The organism is Natrinema gari JCM 14663, assembly GCF_000337175.1.
In the GTDB taxonomy this organism is placed as follows: Archaea; Halobacteriota; Halobacteria; order Halobacteriales; family Natrialbaceae; genus Natrinema; species Natrinema gari.
In genome coordinates, this window is the sequence record NZ_AOIJ01000063.1 from 191061 (window position 1) to 210488 (window position 19428).

10 protein-coding genes and 3 pseudogenes are annotated in these 19428 nt (G+C 54.4%); 2 read left to right on the forward strand and 11 right to left on the reverse strand.

The features are described 5' to 3' along the window. Positions 1-228: 228 nt before the first annotated feature. The 9 genes and pseudogenes from C486_RS16550 to C486_RS21405 form a co-directional block, all read right to left on the reverse strand. A complete protein-coding gene (locus tag C486_RS16550) occupies positions 229-1575 on the reverse strand; it encodes an orc1/cdc6 family replication initiation protein (RefSeq protein WP_008458129.1) in 1347 nt (448 codons plus the stop codon). Between the two features lie 809 nt (positions 1576-2384). Further along, a pseudogene (locus C486_RS22895) lies at positions 2385-4542 on the reverse strand (type B DNA-directed DNA polymerase); the annotation flags it as partial. 328 nt (positions 4543-4870) lie between these two features. Next, positions 4871-7126: an MFS transporter gene (locus C486_RS16560; protein ID WP_152419191.1), complete on the reverse strand. Its 2256-nt coding sequence runs from the start codon at positions 7124-7126 to the stop codon at positions 4871-4873. A 178-nt stretch (positions 7127-7304) separates the two neighbouring features. Continuing rightward, positions 7305-7628 (reverse strand): hypothetical protein, encoded by a 324-nt coding sequence (locus C486_RS16565; RefSeq protein ID WP_008458132.1) that lies wholly within the window; start codon positions 7626-7628, stop codon positions 7305-7307. 2 nt (positions 7629-7630) lie between these two features. Beyond that, positions 7631-7996: pseudogene (locus C486_RS16570) on the reverse strand (hypothetical protein); the annotation flags it as partial. A gap of 277 nt (positions 7997-8273) precedes the next feature. Then, positions 8274-9650: a DNA cytosine methyltransferase gene (locus tag C486_RS16575; protein WP_008458136.1), complete on the reverse strand. Its 1377-nt coding sequence runs from the start codon at positions 9648-9650 to the stop codon at positions 8274-8276. A gap of 47 nt (positions 9651-9697) precedes the next feature. Then, positions 9698-12649, reverse strand: a pseudogene (locus C486_RS22900) (helicase-related protein). Between the two features lie 42 nt (positions 12650-12691). Next, a complete protein-coding gene (locus C486_RS16585) occupies positions 12692-13039 on the reverse strand; it encodes a hypothetical protein (protein ID WP_008458138.1) in 348 nt (115 codons plus the stop codon). Between the two features lie 29 nt (positions 13040-13068). Next, the gene (locus C486_RS21405; RefSeq protein ID WP_160164306.1) at positions 13069-13206 is read right to left on the reverse strand and encodes a hypothetical protein; all 138 of its coding nucleotides are present in this window, start codon (positions 13204-13206) and stop codon (positions 13069-13071) included. Between the two features lie 221 nt (positions 13207-13427). On the opposite strand from C486_RS21405, the gene C486_RS22050 reads away from it, so the two are divergent. Further along, the gene (locus C486_RS22050) at positions 13428-13907 is read left to right on the forward strand and encodes a hypothetical protein (RefSeq protein WP_206536983.1); all 480 of its coding nucleotides are present in this window, start codon (positions 13428-13430) and stop codon (positions 13905-13907) included. Between the two features lie 168 nt (positions 13908-14075). Continuing rightward, entirely contained in the window at positions 14076-14387 is a 312-nt protein-coding gene (locus C486_RS22055) for an HNH endonuclease signature motif containing protein (protein WP_206536984.1), read from the forward strand. 18 nt (positions 14388-14405) lie between these two features. On the opposite strand, the gene C486_RS16595 is transcribed toward C486_RS22055, so the two are convergent. Together C486_RS16595 and C486_RS16600 are read right to left on the reverse strand one after the other, a co-directional pair. After that, positions 14406-18554, reverse strand: coding sequence for an Eco57I restriction-modification methylase domain-containing protein (locus C486_RS16595; RefSeq protein WP_008458140.1), 4149 nt, complete (start codon positions 18552-18554; stop codon positions 14406-14408). Positions 18555-18717: 163 nt separating this feature from the next. After that, a partial coding sequence (locus tag C486_RS16600; protein WP_008458142.1) for a phospholipase D-like domain-containing protein occupies positions 18718-19428 on the reverse strand: 711 nt, incomplete at its 5' end.

The window sequence follows — 19428 nt, forward strand, 5'->3', positions numbered from 1 at the left end:
GATGGCGTTGAGTCAGTACACCCCGTGTGCGATATGATTTCGGTCTCGCCTTGGGGGTCACCCCGTGTGAGAGATGAATTGACTGATGAGTCGAAGGGAGACACCCTGTGTGCGATATGAAATCTTGCGGGGTGTTGGCAGACATACCAATTATCCTTGCAGTACTTCCGACGGAAACCCCCCCCGTGTGCAAAATGAATTCGGTGCCGGCGTTACCGACTCTTCGCGTCAGTTCCCCTCGAAGAAATCGTCTATCTGTGCGTTGACAACAGACCGAATCAAGTTCTTGTCGTGTTCTACCTCTTCGAGTCGGATGTCGGCCTGAAGCGTCTCAGCGACCACTTCGGGATCGTCGATGAACGTGTATTCTTTATGAACACCACTCCCATACCCTCGCCCTCGTTTCTCAGACGTGACGAAATTATAGGTCTCAGCCTCGCTCATATATCGGAGATAAGAGTCCCGTGACTTTTCGTCAGCATCCAGCAAATCGGTGAGATACTGATACACTCTGTACGCAACTGTGCTGGGAACGGCATTCAGGTTACGCTGGGAGTGAACCGGAACGATTGCCGTGGCGTAGAGTGAGAGCTTCTTTTGTGTGGAGAGGCCTTGCATCTGAGTCAACGTCCGGTCACGCTCGGCTTCCTTCTGAGCGTCACGGACGTGCTCTTCAGTGACCGTATCCTCACCCTTGCGGTCTGCAATCTCGCCGGCCTTTCGGAACAGGTCGATCGCTTTCCGCGCGTCACCGTGATCCTGCGCAGCAAACGCCGAACTGAGTGGAATGATGCCGTTTTCAAGGACATCGTCTTGGTACGCGTCGCGACGTCGCTCAAGGATCGACTGTAGCTGATTCGCATCGTAATCAGGGAAAACGACATCCTGCGGATTGAACGAACTCTCCGCTCGGCCGTCGAGATCCTCCATAAATCGAGGATCGTTCGTGAGCGCTGCGACGGAGACATGGCCTTCGATCCGACCGAGTTGTGATGCTCGAGACAGCTGGTAGAGCAGCTTTGAATATGCTGGTTCGTCGTTTGGATCCCGCTGCCTGCCAACCAGAAGATCGACCTCGTCGAGAATGATAATGACCGAGTCGAAATTATGGCTTAGAATCTCGTAGAACCGATTGAGCTTCTGGTCTGTCGAGATTCCACTCTGAGGGATGTCAACGTCAACGCCAGCTTCGTCAGCTGCGTTCTTTGCCAAGCGATAGACAGCGCGGTCGTGCGACTTGATCGTCTGGCAGTTAATCTTAATGACTCCGAATCGATCACCCTGTGCATTCGCAAGTTCGAGGACCTGCTGACAGACTGCGTTGATGATGAGTGACTTCCCGGTCCCCGACGGGCCGTACAGGAGCATATTGGGTGGGCGATTCCCTTGCAGTGCCGGTCGTAGGTAGGTGATGACGTCGTCTAACTGGTCATCGCGACCGACGATCCGATCCTCGTCGATGACGGCATCCGGGTCAAGAAGTCCCTTATCTCGAAAAACAGAGTTCTGAACCCCCTCCTGAAGACGGCCTTTGATAGATTGTGAGAGAGATTGTTGATCGTCGCCGTCAGCCATGTTTGCGCAATTAGGTCGAAACTATAAATAAATATGGACACCGTGTGCGAGGTTAAATCAGCCGAATTCAGTTGATAGAGGTGTTTTAGAAGAGGATATCCGGTAGAAAACAGTAACCGCGGGCGAAATCAATTGGTCGTGACGACACCCCGTGTGCGATATGAAATGCCGGATAGCTCGTTGAGCAGCCGTCGATATCGAATCGAGTCAAAAGAGGTCGAAAGATGAAATACGACGTATTCTCGGTCTAAATAATCCGAGATATTCCTCGACGATCTCAAGTGAGTTCAGATCGGGTCGGTAAATCACCCCCACACCCCGTGTGCGATATGAAATCGGGAAGATGACGGGAGGGGGTGCTCGAGGTGAGTGACTGCAAAGCACCTGGAATTTGCCGATTTCACGGAGTAGAGGCCTCTAGAAGGGATATATTGAGATGACTGTGTTTAAGAGAAACCTTTACATGTCTGCTCTGTCAACTGGATCCGTACTGGACCTAGAGACGGTCGAAACAAAACAGTGTATTTCGTGATATGACTGTGCTCGTCCGCGGCTTGGCTCCCTCGTGGGCTGGACGGCTTCGTTGGCTCTACGTCTTCTCGTAGACTCTCTCATCAATTTCCGAGTTGTTCTGCTGGTCCGTCCCTGCCTACCCTCTCACCAAATTCATATCGCACACGGGGTGTGGGGGTTCGCCATCGTAGGAACCACGATTAACCAACAGCTCTACCTCAATCGACTCCTGTGTTGATTAATCTTGTTTTCAGTGTTCGCGAACGCCGTCAACTCCGACACTCGTGTCTCCGCGAGTTCTCGACGAACCTGATGAGTTCCGTCTCATAGTACGGCGTATCGTACGACTCGATTTCCTTGTGAGCCAATTCGACCCGTTCTCGGGACCGCTTCTCGTCGTCAACGACCACGTACTCGATGTCCTGTCCAGGGTGGACAGCGAGGTTCTGATCGCGAGCTCGCTTCAGCGCCGCCACGTTTTGCGTGTTCTGCATGTACCCATCGAGTGGCTTAGAGACGCGATTCCGTTCAACGAGTTTTTCAACCGGCACCGTCCCAGCGTGGAGCCGATTGACGGCGTCCTTAGAGACAGTCTAGTATGGCGTCCGGAGATTGAGTCACATCGAGCCGATCGAGACAGTCCTGCTGGATGTCCTCGATGAACGGTGGAGTTGAGCTCTGCCGGGCTTCGATGCCTCTGATCTTGCAGTCGTCTTCGTCGGCGACTTTCCCGAAGTACTTCGTCAGCGCGCTGGCGTCGCTCTCTCGTTGCGGCACGAACGCCACCCAATCGTAGTGGACTTCGTGTTCGAGCCGAATCTCGACGCGCTCCGTGATCTCTGTTGCGAGCGTCTCGAGGTCCTCGCAGTCATCGTCGTCGGGGTCTGGGTTCACCCAGATGGAGTCGACGATGCCGTGAACGACCCGCCAGCCGCCGGCTTCCAGCCGCTGTTTCGCCGTCAGCAGAATCTCGCGAGCGAACGCGTTGATTGCCTCGTGGCACTCGATGCGACGAACTTCGCGTTGCTGAACCCTTGATAGCCGAAGCAGGCGACGAGGATCCACTTCAGCGCTCCCGACCGCCCCTCGAGCTCCGCCAGTCGGTCCTCGTCGGGATCATCCTGTTCCTTCTCGCGACGGATGGCCGCCTTGATTTCGTTGCGGGCGTCAATGATCGGCTGCAGCACGTCGACGAGGTAGCCACGGTCGTCACAGATTGAGTACCCAAGGCCGGGGACGTCGTCGCGGTCGCTGTGGCAGTCACACCGGATAACGTCCGGCGAGAGGTTTCGGGTACAGATGATGTTCGGGTACAACGAGGAGAAATCGAGTTCGTGGACGTTCTCGTGGAGACCGACCTCGGGGGCAAAAATGAAGCCGCCGCGGTCGGCGTCGTGGAGCGTCCCATCGGCTTGTAGAACTCGTGGCGCCAGGAGTTCCACGGGACGAGGACGCCGCGGTCGTGTGCCTCACAAATCTGGATCGCTGTGAGCACGTTCCCGATCGACGCCCACGCGAGCTCCTGGACGGGCTTTTTCGAGCGCGACACGAGGTCGAGGACGCCGTCGAGGTTCGTCTCNGGATCGCTGTGAGCACGTTCCCGATCGACGCCCACGCGAGCTCCTGGACGGGCTTTTTCGAGCGCGACACGAGGTCGAGGACGCCGTCGAGGTTCGTCTCCCCGTAGAAGAACGTGTTCGACTCGTCGATGATCGCCCGGCCGGGCACGTTGTACCGCGCCGGCGAGTGGCCAACGCGACCGTAGCTCGAATACGTCGACCGACTCGCCAGCTGCTGGTAGTCGACGTCCGGCCACCGATTCAGCGAGAAGTCGTCGACGCCGGTGGCCGTCGCCATCTCGTGGAGGGTCGGGACGATCTCGCTCGTCGAGCAGACTAGGACGTCCGGATCGTGTGCATCGAGCGCCCCCTGGACGGCGGTCAGGAGATCCGTCGACGACCCGGTGACGGTGTCGCCGGCGACGGACAGTTTCCCGTAGATGTCGTCGCTCATTTCGGTCACCGGAACGCTGAGCCGGAGCGTCGACAGCTCGCTTGCGGGTGTCGGATCGGCGCCGGTCTCCAGACAGTACCGGAACTCTCGCGAGAAGTCGACGTTGAAACAGGCGAGATCCCCGACTGGATAGTCCGACAGCTGGCGCGCTTGCCGGGCGAGTGTGGTGACGCGGTCGATGTGGGCGACGTCGACGGCGAGAACGGCCACCTCGTCGCGACGGAATCCAGGACGCTGCGTCACCATCTCGGTCGCGATGACGTCGGGGTGCTGATCATAGATCGACCGGAGCGGAGTGAGGTCGATGTCGGCGTCAGGGCCGCGAGCAGCGACGTAGAACCGTGGGTTATAGTCGTTGCGCTCGGTCGCGACGGCGCCGTCGGTGGTGGCGTCCCACTCGAGGACGCGCCCGTCATCCAAGAAGTTGATAGTGAACGGCATCAGGTATTCAGATCCTCCAACATCCGACAGAACGGTTGAGGAGCAGATAAGCCGTGGCGTGTCGCTTCCGAATTTCAAGAAAGGAGTGTCAAGAACACAAACCAGAGCGTATTTTATTCTTTTAGCCCCTTACTCTTTGTTTCTGATGATCTCTGGAATTCGTCATTTCACATTAACCAACGTCTCCGACGGATAGGCGCATATGTTGGTTAAAGTAACGATGATGCCTTGATCTCAGAGAAACTCGGGATCGGGAAGCAAACCTGTACTCAAACAGCCGCTGATCCAGAATAGCTGGCGGTGCCGTACAAACAACTTTTAAGACAAGTCAAGCTGATTCTTTGTCCTTCGGCTCCATTATTTCCTCATGGTATTCTAAGAACTGTTCAGCATGTTCTTCAAGCTCTTTTTCATCCATATACTCCTCAAGATTGAACAACGGCTTGGTCCGAATGATTTCTTGAACAGTAAACCGTAGAGACTGGAAATCTGATTCTGAAATCGACTTCTCCTTGATCGGATTTTCGTCATCGAATTCAGAATAGTAGACACAATAAATTCCGAGGAAGCAGTAGAACTCTGTGATCTCATTATCTAGGAACACTGGACGACCGTGTGACCCCTGAACCACGTCGTGCTCCTGTGTTTCCCACTTAGTCCATCGAGGAGGATTTCGGTTCGAGTTCTGAATGGCAAAATAAACATCACTCATATCACCTAGTTCACGGAAAAAGCGTTTGAGCTTCCTATCGTAGATTTTCTTGAACTCTTCCTTGTGCTGGTGATCTTGCTTTGCTACTGAATAGGAGAGAGATGCAGCACTGAACAGCAACTGTTTGATCTCGCTTTGTATCTCGTCGCCGATCTCTATCCGGCTTTGGTCTCTGGATATGCTAGGAATCTCCCAGATTCGGATGAAAGTACGGGCGTCCTTGACATCTAACGCGTACTTCAACATTTTATGAATTTCTTCTAACAGGGAGAACGAGTAGCCTTCCTCCCGCATTCGGTTCACATCGAAGGAGTCGAAATTATCGCAATCTTTCTGAACAGCGTCAGTGAAGACTATATTTAGAGATTGGGCGAGTTCGTCGATTATTCCAGCTGCGAACACTTCCGGGAGTTCGGACTTTCGGGAACAGAGTTCGAATACAAATCCTGAATAAATGTAAATAAAGTTTCGAAATGGCGGTTGTAGGTCGTTTTTCAAAGAATAGTTGGTGACTGAATTGAGAACCTTTGCTGTTTCCAAAGCCTGCTCTCGGTCTCGCTCCTGTAAACATTCACTGAACACACTGAGGAAAATCCTCTCCAAATTATAGAAGGGCGATTCCAATTCGAAGTACCTTCCATATTGGAAGAGAGAATCTTGCTGCTCCAATTCAGTCAGCACATGCATCATCACATCTCCGTAATTCTTCACAAACTCCGAAAACGAGCCAAACTCCCCGTTTCGAACCGTATTAACACCTTTTCTCTCGAGGTAATCCACAAATTCGTACGGATCTTCCAGGTAGGGAGGCCACGGCGGGGAAGAAGAAGTCAATATGCACTGGTCAAGTTCTTCTTTAACACTCTCTAAATCGATGTCAGTCAAATCCTGAGATGTGTCGACGATAATAGAGTATTGCTCTGCATCTTGGTTGAGCCGCACTTCCGATCTCACCGTCGTTTCTTCCCCAACAATACTAGACTCTCCTTCTGCCTCTTGCAAAGTCTCAAAAAGCTGGTATAGCGCATCGGTGTACTGACGAGGCTTGATATCAGATACGTACTGCTTTTTGTCTAAGTCGTCTATCGTAATGCAATCGCTCTCAGAAGGACCGATTCCATATCTGAAGTTCACCAAATCAATTTCATCGGACAGCTGGTCTCTAATTACCTTACTTGACTGGTGAACCTTCGCATCGCTCTCGATTTTCCGCGTGATGTGTTTTTTCAGTAATGAGTAGGCATATTCGTCTGGTGATGTGTCTAAAATCAGCCTGAGGATGGAATAGTAGACTGCAAGAATCCCCAGTACCGTGATCACGAAGTAAGAAACCGCATAGTCAGCCTCAAGTCCAACAGGTAAATAATTCGAATAGAGATAGGAGAACCCAATTGCAACGGTGCCGAGTAGCGAGAAATACAGAACCGGCTTTACGAAAGATTTCTCGACAAAGCGCTCCAGAACGCTATCAACGTGATTGCTTCTAGTGACGTAGTCCATCAGGAATACAATTACAACAAAGCTGAGCCCGACTATTGCTGCGTGAACCTGCCAGACTATATCCACAGATTCCCATGAAATACTCCCGAAGAAGGTGCTAATAACAAATCCAAATCCAGTGGTCAACCCCAGTAGGATAACTATAGTCAAGCCGGTTCTCCAGGTGTTGAAGAAGGAATTTGCTGCACGCTTCAAATTCGGTATTCCTCTCCACCAGCCGTGTTCTCGTGCTGCTTGAATCCTCAAAGATTCAGGAGAGGGATATACCCCTTTCCACAGAATCAGTTTACGAACAGCGAATATAGATGCACCCAAAAGGATAGCACCTGAGAGGCCGTAGACTACGTATTCAAGATACGGCACATAATCCATTTGCCAAAGAGAAATAATCGTAACTTCTAATCAGTTCTGGTAGCCCTAATCATCCTTCTGGCCTCATACTAGGGGCTCGATTATTCTCGCACCCAATTTGAGACAATCTCACCGATTGTCAGCTGGTCGTTGACTGCGAAGTCAGTCGTCTCGATATCGAACGGTATAGTTCCGATTATCATCGGTCTTCCGAGTCGTGATCGTCATGGCGTGACTTCCTTTTATGGCCTCTTTGGCTCGTTGCGACCGCGGCCTCCAGTTCCTCGAGGCGTTCCTCGTGGTCGTCGAGGCGGCCCTCCTGTTCGAGATCGATGCTGAGTAGTGCCGGCAGCAGCGGGTTCTGGTGGTTCAACAGCCCGCTCGCGTCGGCGTGCTCGCGGGCGTACTCGAACAGCCGGTCGAAGCGCGGCTGGTCGCGACGCCGCAGTGCCCGGCGGAACTCCGCCCAGCACTCTTCGATGGCCCGTACGCATCTCGGTAGGTTGGGGTTCGTGCGTCCCATCGCTATCGGCCTCCTGTCTCGGTCGCCGTCCACGCATCGAGCAAGGGATCCGCGGTGGCCGCCACCGTCTCACCGTCAGCAGTGACGCCCGTCCCGACACCCTCCGGAGTCGGCGTTGACGGCGCCGGCGTCGTCGGTTCTACGCCGACCTGCGTGGCGCGTGCCGCGAGCAGCTGCTGCCAGTATGCGAACGTCGTCTGGTAGTACGCGCCGTCGTCGACGGGATAGACAAGCGTCTCGAAGTCCTCGCCGACGACCCGTGGGCCTATCCGGGTTTGCTCGCACTCGAGGTGGTGGTCGGCGGCCGTCGCGACCGGTGCCGTGAAGTCGTCGCGCTGTGCTCGGGTGACGAGCACTGGAATGTCATACTATTATTTGGCAAATGTTTTTAGGGAGTCTTCGCGGTAGTGTTCAGATAAGCACGTGAGTTATAGTCCTCTTCAGAGACCTTCTACCGAGTGACGAGAATTGACGCCGACCTTTCTCGGCCCAGCCGATAGTAACTGAGTCATCCGTTTTCCGGAATGAGTTGACTCTACCACGCAAATATCAAAGACGACTCTCTCTGATTACTGTGAGTATTATCTGAACAGCGCCTTTGAGAACGGGCCAAGACAAATGAATCGTCGCCAGAGCAGGGGATTCTCAGCCATCGGTGTGACTATCCGTGAGAATTGTTTGCCGAACCGCAACACCGACTGCCTCCCCAAGTCGAGGCGGAACAGCATTACCAATCAAGCGGTATGCGTCCGTCCGGCTCTCAGGGACCCAGTAGGTGTCCCTGAACGACTGTATCCTAGCCGCCTCCCTAGGGGAGAGTGAACGTGCTTCCGTCGGGTGGATGAACATGTGACCGTCTTTCCGCATATGGGCGAGAATCGTTGACGCTGGCTTCGCGGGATTTTGCTTCTTGTACTTATCCGAGAATACGTCATCGCGGTATGGCTGGAGTCTGGTGCTCACCTGACCGATGTTCCACCCGACGCCATGACCCAGCAGCTTGTATATTGAGAGGTCGAGATGATTGTGCCAGCGTGCGTCATGGTTACGGAGCGGCTGATCCTCCCAGTCCTCGCCATCTGGGACGTTTCGGGCCCATTCCTGATACGGCGAAACGGGAGGGAGCGTATACTCAGTTGCTTGGTTCGGTGGCATCTCCCCATCGGGGGAAATCGGCGGCAAGTCCATAATCGCGTCTGCGACGGTGAGGTAGGGAAGTCTGTACTCCCGATCAGGCTCAAAGGGAGGGAGGACAGAGGACAAACCAGTTTTGAACGTCTCTTGAGATTTATCAGTGCTGTCCCTCAGTTCGGGACGAATCTGCATTTGCTGATCTTTCTCTCTGTCGGTCGGCTCTCGGTGGGTGTACCATCGGGTGAGCTCTGGCAGAGCCTTTCCTATTTGCCGGCCGATGAAGAAGAGCCGTTCTCGATGCTGGGGAACGCCGAAATCCGCAGCATCGACGAGGAACTTGTCTACAGTATAGCCAAGACCCTCCATTTCCTCAATTATTACCTCTGTAACAGGAACTTCCTCACCAACCGGGGACTGCTCGACCTCCTGTTCTTCCCCGATCGGGAGAGACTCTTGGACCGTATCTGACTCGACAGTGACTGTGTCAGTCAACATCCCAGGGACGTTCTCCATGACGAACGCCCGTGGCTGGAAATGCTTGACGTACCGGAGAAAATCAAGATACAGAACGTTCCGATCGTCCTCGTCGACGGAGCGATCCTCGAGAGAGCCGAGTTTTGAACGACCGATTGTAGAGAACGATGGGCAGGGTGGTCCCCCCGCAACGAGATCAAGGTTGCCCGGCTCGATATCGGGACCATCCTCTGCAGGGTCGGTCTCACGGATATCTGCCTGAATAGCGTAATCACCGTGGTTCTCACGATGGGTTTCAACGGCAGACTCGTCATAGTCGACCGCCCAGCGTACATCGTAGCCGGCCCGTCGGAGCCCTTCAGAGAGCCCCCCAGCGCCACAAAAGAGGTCGATCGCAGATGGCCCCGAATCCATTGTGCGAACGAAAGGGCGGGAATGGGGAAAGTCGTTTGGAACTGCGATCAGTTCTTGAAGGCATCGACGACGACGGCCATATTCACGAGGTCGGGTTCATCGGGAACGACCTGTTCTTCCCCATCAAGCCGGGCCATCTCTGCATTTTTCTTATCTCGTAACTCAGCAACCTCGCTGCGGTGCTTTGCGAGTACTGCGCTCATATCTTCGCCTGCACGGTCGCGCTTTTCGAACTGCTCGATCCGTTCTTCGAGATCTTCAATCCGGTACTCGAAGTAGTTCTTGGCGTGCTCTCGACGAATGCGGACCTCTCGCTCTCGGTCTGTGCGTGCTTCTTGTGCAAGGTCGTCGATGAGCTCCCAGGCCACATCGTCTGCTTTCGAGACGAGCTGTTCAGCCTGCGCAGTTACAGTGCCAAGTGAGGGATGTCCGTCGATAGCTGATGAGGGCAGCCCGCCCGTAATGTGGATGTTCTCGGTCTTGGTCGTACCATCAGGGGTGACGTAGACCTGTGCGAGTTTCTCAGTCACTGTATCACCGCTCCCCGAGAGATAGCCAATCCGGTAGTGACAGAGGAGTCCAGGTGTCTTCAGTTCCTCTCCTCCGGTGAGAACGGCCGTCTGTCCACCAACTGCATCCGTATCCAGACAGTACGCCATCATTGCTTGGACCACGGGGTGGTCGAGCGTGATGAACTCCAGATTCTCGTCTGCAAGCGCGTTCTCCCGGTCGAAGGTTGCACCGTCATATCGACTCGCCACATTCTCACTGGTAATCCGGTCAGGAACAACCAGATCAAACACGTCATCACCGTCTTTGGCAGGACCGGGACGAACGTTTTCGAGGCCACCGCCGAACTCTTGGCAGACGGTTCTGACGAGATATTCGACGTCTTCGTCGCTCACCGTATCAGCAGCACTCTCTTCGACGATGTCGAGGATATCTCGGTCTTCCTTGCTCAGGTCAAACTTATCGCGGATGAGGAGTTCCTCGTCGACGCGCCGGACAGCCTCTTCTTGGTCCTCGGCGATGGCCTCAAGATCGTCGACGACAGCATCAGGGCTCTGGCCGGTCGCGAGTGCAGACATAATCTGCTCTTCGAGGTCGATGTCTTCGAGTACGAGCCCGAGGACGTCCGAGCTCATCCCGAGCGTTTCCTCGATCTCGTCGATTTTCTCGAGAAGCCGCTCGAGGATGATGCTCTCACGTGTGTCCTTGAAGAACAGGTTCCGAATCTCGACAGTCTCCTCCTGCCCGTAGCGGTGGAGGCGTCCAATACGCTGATCGATCCGGGTCGGATTCCAGGGTAGGTCGTAGTTCACCATGATGTGGGCGAACTGTAGGTTCAGCCCTTCTCGAGCAGCGTCCGTTGCCAGCATCACGTTCGCTGGTCCCTCGAACTTCTTGAACTGCTGCTGGCGCTGGGATTGGGAGAGGTCGCCGTAGATTTCTGCGATGTCCCTGTCCCCGAACACTCGTCCCTTGAGGTACTCGAGCGTGTCTGTGTATTCGGTGAAGATGAGGATTTTCTCGTCAGGATCCTCTTCCAGAATTCCCTCGACGTATTCCCGCAGTCGTTCTGCCTTCGAGTCCACTTGAATGGCCTTTGCTTGGTTGTAGAGGTCACGGACTATCGAGAGCTCTTCTTCGATCTTTTCGGGGTCACCAGAGGCAACGGCACCGCCAAGCTCCTCTTCGACGTGCTCACGCTGTGCCTCTGTGAGCATCTCGGGATCCTCTCGATACTCATCGAGCAGGCTCTTCGTGACTGGAGAGAGATTTCCTGGGTCAGCACCACCTGCCTTGATCGACTCCATCCGGTTGCGTAGAGATTGCTGAATCGCGTAAATTGAGGAGACAAGACGCTTCTGGTAGAGGACCATCGCAAACCCCCCAGCGTCTGTCTCTTATACACATCTNAGATGTGTATAAGAGACAGACTCGGTGATGTATTCCGTGACGTCGTCGTAGAGCTGCCGTTCCTCTTCTGTGAACCCGACCGGGAGTGTCTGAATGTTTTTCTCGGGGAACATCGGCGACCCGTCCGCCTCGTACATCTCGTCCTTCAATCGACGGATCATCAGGTCTTGCAGTCCCTCTTTGTCAACGTCGTGCTCGTCGCGGAAGCGATAGGGGTCGAGTAACGAGATCATGAAGTAGAACTGATCGCGCTTCCCGTTGTGTGGAGTCCCAGTGAGGAACAGAAGTCCGTCAGAGGTTTCGGAAACTGCCTCACCGACTCGGTAGCGATCCGTCTTGGTGCTCCCACGCTTCCCATCTCGACGTGCCGTTAGGTGGTGGGACTCGTCGAAAAGTGCGATGTCCCAGTCTTCCTGGATGTTCTTCAGGGCCGAGCGCATGTCCTCCTGCTTGGCGAAGTCGATGGAGGTGATAATGCGGTCCTCGTGTGACCAGACGTTCTCAGCAGGATAGGCGTCTTTTTTGGCGTCGACGTAATCGCGGTCGTAGATAACGTAGTTCGTGTCGAACTTTTCCCTGAGTTCTTCCTGCCACTGGGTTGTGAGCGGAGCCGGAGCAACGATGAGGACACGGTCAGCTTGACCACGGGCAGCGAGTTCCTCGATGACGATCGCAGCCTCGATGGTCTTTCCGAGTCCGACCTCGTCGCCGATGAGGTAGCGATGGTCGTAGGAGGTGAGGATCTCGTGAGCGGCCTTCACCTGATGAGGGGCGATGTCGATTCGATTGTTTTCCAGTGCGACGAAGCGATCTTGCCGATGGGCGAGATCTAGTTCGGCCGCCCGAGCACGAAGGTTGAATCGCTGTGGGTCGTCGAATTCACCCTTCTCGAGGAGGTCGTCACTGCTGTCTATCAGGTCAACTACTGCAGCAGGGAGCTTCTTTGAGTCATCGTCATCAGGGAGGATGTGGAGTAGACACTGGCCCGATGGTCGATGGTTGACCTTGACGAGTTCGCCTTCACCGCCCGCAAAGCTGACACGGTCCCCAATATCAAACCCGCACGTGCAATCAGACACTATCGATTTCAGATGTGGCGGCCAGAGTTAACTTCTCGCAAATTAGTTACCGTGCTCTCGAAGAGGACCGATCCGTGTTTTAATTTCTTCAACTTCAGACTCAGTCAACCGGTCATAGGCGTATGTATCAAGAGACCCATCCGGCTCTGCGATGATCAGATAATAGTTTGTGAATATGATGAAAAAGTGGTAATCGAGAGCATTGAAATAATCGAAGTACTGAGAAGTGATGTCCATCGAGGTTACAGAATTCCTCTCATGGTTAACATCATGCCTCTCACCCATCCACGTGCTTGCGAGTATACGGATTGAGTCGGTCGCTCGTTGCCGGATCACGAAATCAGCGACAAACCGGTCAAGCTCTGAGGATTCCTCCGGCTCCAGATACACCCGATGCTCAGTTCGGTCAGAATCATAGCCTACTTTCTCGAGAAAGTAGTGCAACCAGATTCGAGCTTTTCCATTCCCCTCTCCGCGCTTTCTACCGTGTAATCCGCAGACGGCCCGAAGGCATATTGTTCAAGGAATGCTGCGATATTCTGGGAATCTGAACTCATTACCGAATATATGAATCCATAGACCCAAATATATTGACGGGTTGCTGAGATGGGAGATGGACCTGACCCTAGTACCGCGATTGAACGGTCATTCGCTACTAACCATGCAAATACATTTCAAGCACTGGTGACCAGAGTGACGGTATGCAGCGCGCGTTCCGCGTTGGCGAGGCCTATCGGGACACGGGAAGCTTCAGGAGCCCGGAAGACCAGTTTCTGCGGTGGATCCGCTGAGTAGCGGAATCAAAAACACAGGTGGAATCCGCGACCTCGGTGCGGATCGCTCGGAGACGCCCGCAGCCCTCTTTCTCGTCTCGAACGATGCTGGAGTCTCCCAGCACGACGACCCTTGGGAGGATACGCTGGCAATCAACGTGGGGTACGTGAGCTACTGGGGCGACGCGAAGAAGGGCCTCCGGTACGACGACTCAGCGCAGAACAGGAAGATCAAGGATGCGTTCGACAGGGCGGCCTCGGGACGACGTGAGGAGGTACCTCCCGTACTGGTGTTCCGGAAGCCCGAGAGCGGCGTCGTTGATTTCTGTGGTCTTTGCGTCCCGGATTACTTTGAGGTGCACACCTATCAGGACGATTCGGGAGAACAGATACCGAACTACCGCTTTCACTTCTCCATTCTCAACACACAAGCCGTTCCAGTCTCGTGGCTTCACAAGCGTGCGCAGACGAACAACGACGACTAGGCGCCCGAAGTCTGGAAGCAGTGGGTCAGGGAAGGAGAGGTCGCCCAGTGGCCGACTGGCGAATTCCTCAATACGGAAGAAAAGGTTCGGCGCTATGAAACGACCGAGACGGCGGTAAGTAACGCGTTCCGGGAAGAGACGTTCGAACGGTACGGGCATGCCTGCGCGATGACCGGTATTCGTGAGGAGTCGCTGCTCGACTTGGCGCACATACTACCGCGGAGCCAGCATCCCGACCTCGCAGAGCACGCGGAGAACGTGCTCGTGCTGAATTCACTCCATCACCGGGCGTTCGACGCCGCGCTGTTCACAGTCGATAGTGAGTATCGGATTCGGACGAGTCCATCTTTCGAGCCTGCACATCCATTTCTTCGTGAGACGATCACCGAGAAAGAGGGCGAGTCGATTGCCTTCCCCCCGGACGTTCAGGTACGAGAGGGATTCCTCAAGGAGCTGAATTCCGGCCTGTCGTGGTTGTAGTGTTGTGGCAGACGCAAGTCAGTCCTCAGCGACCGCTTCCTCGATGATCTCGATCTCTTCGTCAGTCAGGTTGTAGAGGTCGTAGACGATCTCGTCGATAAGCTGGTCAGTTTTCTCAATCTTCTCGTCGAGTTCGTCAGCGCGTTCCTTCGTCTCGATGTAGCGCCGGAGATCGTCAGTCACGTCGTCCGGGTCGGGAAGATTCATCCCCTTTAGACGGTCGATCAGGGTATTAGTCTTGGTGGCGTTGTCCCGAACCCCGCCGATTTCCTCCTCGACGGCGACAGGGACGAATGCCTCGATCAGCGTGGCCTCCTCCTCGCTCAGGTTCGTGAGCGTGAACGCCTCGAAGAACTCCGTCTCAGTGTAGCCATAGGTGTCGGTCTCGAAGTCGTCCTCGTCTTCGGGCTTGTAGCGCGCTGTCGCCTCGATGGTGACGGATGAACCGTCACGCTTCGTGCGGGCGCGTTCGATCTGGAGTTTCTTGTAATCGTCGGCGGTAGCGTCGAGGTACTCGGTGTTAGTGGGCTGGAAGATGCCGATATCGGGGAGATTTGGGCCCGCTTCGTAGTTGCCGAGATAGTCGAGGAGTTTGAGATTGAGTTGGTCCTTGTATTGATGGTAATACTTCATTTCATTGGCGAGCTTAGCTGCTCTTTGACGGGCTTTATCCCCTTCATTTGGATTTACAACTGGGAATTTTTCCATATACTGTGACCGAAACTCGTAATAAACGTCGTCGCCCGAACTTCCTTCTAATTTAGCCAAAGTCTGTTTTAGATAGAAAGAAGAGAGAGTGCTATTTAATACAGCAACAAGGAATTGATCGTCACTAGGTATAAAGAAGCACTTGTCATTTACATAAAGTGGTTCTTCATGAAGCGCGAAGCGCGTTTCAGGTGCAATAACAGGATATAAAATTTTGTTGCTCTCGAAAAACTCGAAGTACGCTTCTTGCGGTTGTTGTAGTTCGTACCATTCCTGCTCAGTAGCTCTTCCTTCTAGTTTTTGTTTATACTGCTCAAGATATTCTTCTACATGCGGGTATTTTGAAATGTCTATTCCATGCTTCGTATATATCAAGTAGATCTCGTTATTATGGGTATGGTATCGCCTGATGTCCTGTCCCTTTGCAAGAGGCCGAATAATATCTGCGTTTTGAGCGTCCTTTCTAATAAGGGAATCTCGATCGTCTCCATCAATAATAAACGCCTCGTTCAATCCAGTAACTATTCCTCGACCAACCTGACCAGCATCAATTGAGTCAACAAGGGACGTGCCGAGGTTCTCAACTTTGTCCATTATCTTGGAAACACTATGTCGGACCAAGCGCCAGTTCTCCCCTTGTACATCCTTAGCCGACACATTGTATCCGGCCTCAGAAACTTCAGAAGAGAGAGAGTCGAAGTCTAATCGGTTGATTTGAGCGTATTGAAGCATTTCATCGGAGTGACTGTGGTTCTCTGAAATGAGTATCGCAGACCGTACAGTAGCATCAGGGAATACAGGGAGACCTCCGAAGTCAATAATTGACTGAATGTTTGTCTTGTTCCCCAAGAGTGATCGGACTGGTTTTCCATAATTCGAGCGAAGGAATTTATTCGAAACAATTGATCCATATCTACCACCCTCGTTTAGAATATCAGTTGATGTTTCAATGAAATAGATATAAAGGTCTGACCGGGCGGCATGTGTGACGTAATTGTTTGCTAAGTAGTTCTTTGCTCGTTTGAACTCTTCCATCCGTACATACGGCGGATTCCCGATTACCGCATCAAACCCTGTATCCGATTTCCGCTCGCCGTTTTGATCGTAGAACGCCATTGGGAACTCCAGTTCCCAGTGGAAGAAATGTTCCTCTTCGGCCATCGCTTGGGCGCTCTTGAACCAGTCCTGCTGCTCTATTTTTTCCCACGCATCGCTGTGGAGCGCGCGAGCCATCCGCTCGTCGGCGTCGTCAGGGATATCGAGGCCGAACGCATCGGCGGTGTGGACGTTGGCCATCGCGAGGAGTCTCTTGTACAGGGGGTCGTCACGTACGTCGTCGTAGACCGCCTCCATCTCCTTAGCGTCCTCCAGCGTTTCGTTGTCGATGTTGAGCAGGTCTTGGAAGCGATCGGTGACGTGCTCCATTGCGCGTTGGCGTGTGTGATCGAACGACTGCTGGAGTGTTAGCTGTCCGCCTTCCGTGGTGTTGTCGTCACCGTCGGTCAGCACGTCCTCGATGTCGCTGCCGACGAGCGAGTTGCCTGTCTTGAGGTGATGATCGAGGAACGCGAGCGGCTGCTCAGCCGCGAGCGTCCGTAGCCAGAGAGAGACTTTCGCCAGCTCGGTCGCGAGCGGGTTAACGTCGACGCCGTAGATACAGCGTTGTGCGACCTTCCGGCGCGCCCAGTTGATGTCCCGTAGTTCCCCTTCCTCGGTCGTTGGCGCTCGTACCTCGGCATCCTCGGAGTCCATCGCCTGCCGGTCCTGCTTCTCTTGGGCGTCGATGATCTCCCGTGCGAGGTAGTCTACCGCGTTGACTGGGAAGTGGCCACTTCCCATCGCGGGGTCCAACACAGTGAGATCGAAGATCCGTTCGGCAAACTTGTCGGCAAACCCACCTTCCCGGCTGTGAGTCGTGTCCGCACTCTGGGACATGAGGTCCTGCCGTATCTCGTCGACCAGTGGCCCGAGCGTCTCGTCGACGATGTACTCGACGACGTACTCGGGGGTGTAGTACGACCCTGTGGCCTTGCGCTCCCCATCATCGGTTCGAAGGTATACTTCGTCCTCCTCAACGGTGATATCGTCGTCCTCCTCAGCGGGGGTGTACTCACCATCGTCGACAGTTAACGGCTCGTCGGCCACGTCAAGTTTGTACTCTAGCAGCCCCTCGTAGATCGATCCGAGGTTCCGCTCGTCGAGCGAGGAGTAGTCGACGAATACCTTCCCCTTGCCCTCGTCGGCCTCGTGGCGAGTGAGGAGTTCGATTACCTCCGCAAGATAGGCGTCGCCAGCCTCGTAGTTCGAGAGGAACTGCGACTCGACGCTATCGTCCTCGTCTGGGTTCGTTCGGAATAGACCACCGTTGTACGCTGGGATGTAGAGGTCCTCTTTCGGAATACCCTGCCCGTGGCTGCCCTCGTCGATCAAGACGAAGAGTTCCTTGAGCCGGTCCCAGAGATTTGTTTGCCAGGTCTGATAGTGTTGCTGGGTCGCGTCACGGTTCTCGACGACCGTCTGTTTCAGTTCGTTCAGACTGTAGCTCCCGCTGTAGATCTCGTTGTCCGTGGGGAGCAGGTTCCGTCCCTCGCTTTCGGCATAGAGGACGAAGATGAGCCGGTAGAGGTAGATGAGTGAACTGTCGTGGATTAGGTCGAGATCGCCCTCGTCGAGGTCATCGTTCGTGTCCAAGAACCCCTCCGCGAGCACACGGATGGCCTCGTAGATGTTCTCTTGCAGGTCCTCACCGAGTTCCTCAGCGAAGACGCTCGACTCGTCGTACACGTCGTCGAGGAAGCAGTCGCCGGTCTGGTCGGGGAGGAACGCCCCCTGCCGGAAGAAGAGGTAGAACTCCTTGAACGCTTCAAGATCACCATCGCTATCGACGATGTTGAGGAGTTTTGGCAGATCGATCTCGTAGTAGGAGTCCAGTCGGTGACTCGTCGGCCCGTAGTAGAGCCGCCACTTCTCGCCGTTCGTCAGGACCGCCCACTGAGTTGGTGTTTCCTGGAGATAGCGGTGGATCTGATAGCTCGGGTTCTCGAAGTCGCGTTTTTCCTCTCCGCGTGTGTCGAGCTTTCGTCCCCATCGCTTTGCATCGGCGACGGCGGTCGACTCCTCGTAGAAATTCTCGCGGTCGAACGCAGCGTCGGCCGCTTCCTCGCTCGGGAAGAAGCCGTAGTCGGGCCGCCGGGCGTTTCGCATGACTGTCTCCTCAATCTCGAACGGAATACCGAGGATGTCGAAGATTGGCCGAATGAAGTTCTTCTCTAACTGTGCCTCGTTGTAGTCGTCAACGCGCTCCTGTTTCTCGGCCCAGAGGTCGCTGATCTTCTTGAAGGCCACTTCCACATCGTTGTCTGGAACGTTGTTCCAGGGCTCTGTGTCTCGGAGGTGGTCGTCGAGATAGTGGTTCGAAAACAGGTCGCGGTTCGTTCGGTATGTGCTGGAGTCTGTCATTTGGTGTCTAAAGGGGGATGATACGACAGCGAAGCTATACCGTAGCCGCTATCTCCCAGACATTTAATACTTTTCTACGAGCGTGAACCACGACGCTATCTGGCGAATTAGATGTCTCGCTAGCTATGAAACCCCGAATGCTGAACCGTATGAAAGTAACCCCTCAGATATCGACACGAACCGCACCTGTAGAGTCAAGGAGGAAGGTACAGAGCTCTCGGAAGGGTGTAACCTTCGCACCTTCGAGAAGCACGCCGAGTTCGAGGTACCGATCGAAGCCATAATCGGTGACGTTAGCGCTCCCGACATATGCAGCTCGGGAGTCGAACAGCATCACCTTCGCGTGGAGGGTAAACTGCGGGTTCTCCCCACCTTGCGTTCGCTCCTCAATCGGGGTGCCGTCGTGCCAGACCGTGTAGTCGACGAGTGAGACGCGTGAGGCAACCTCCTGCTCCGCAACGCGGTCCATGAACGACTGGATGACGTGGTAGTTGTGTGAGTCTGTATCCGACAGATAACGCGTGACGATTGTCAGTTCCACCTCTCGTTCGAGTGCATCGAGGAGCACGTCGGCGAGACGGCCGAAGCCTTCCCCCTCGAAAAACGGGGAGAGCAGAATGATCTCGCTGTCACAGCGTTTGATCTGGCTGGCCAGCGTCGAGAGGAGTCCATCCATCCCGAACGAGGCGGCAGTCGTGCCGCTGAATGCGGGATCGTCAGGGAATGTTATCAGTGGCGTTACTGTTGTCGTCGGGACTCGCTCCTGATGGGCCGCCAGTATGCGAATTGACTCTTGGGCACGCTCGAGAACTTGGCGGGTTCGCTCAGCGTCGACCCTGAAGCGGGTTTCCACCAGGTCCGTTTCGTAGGACTC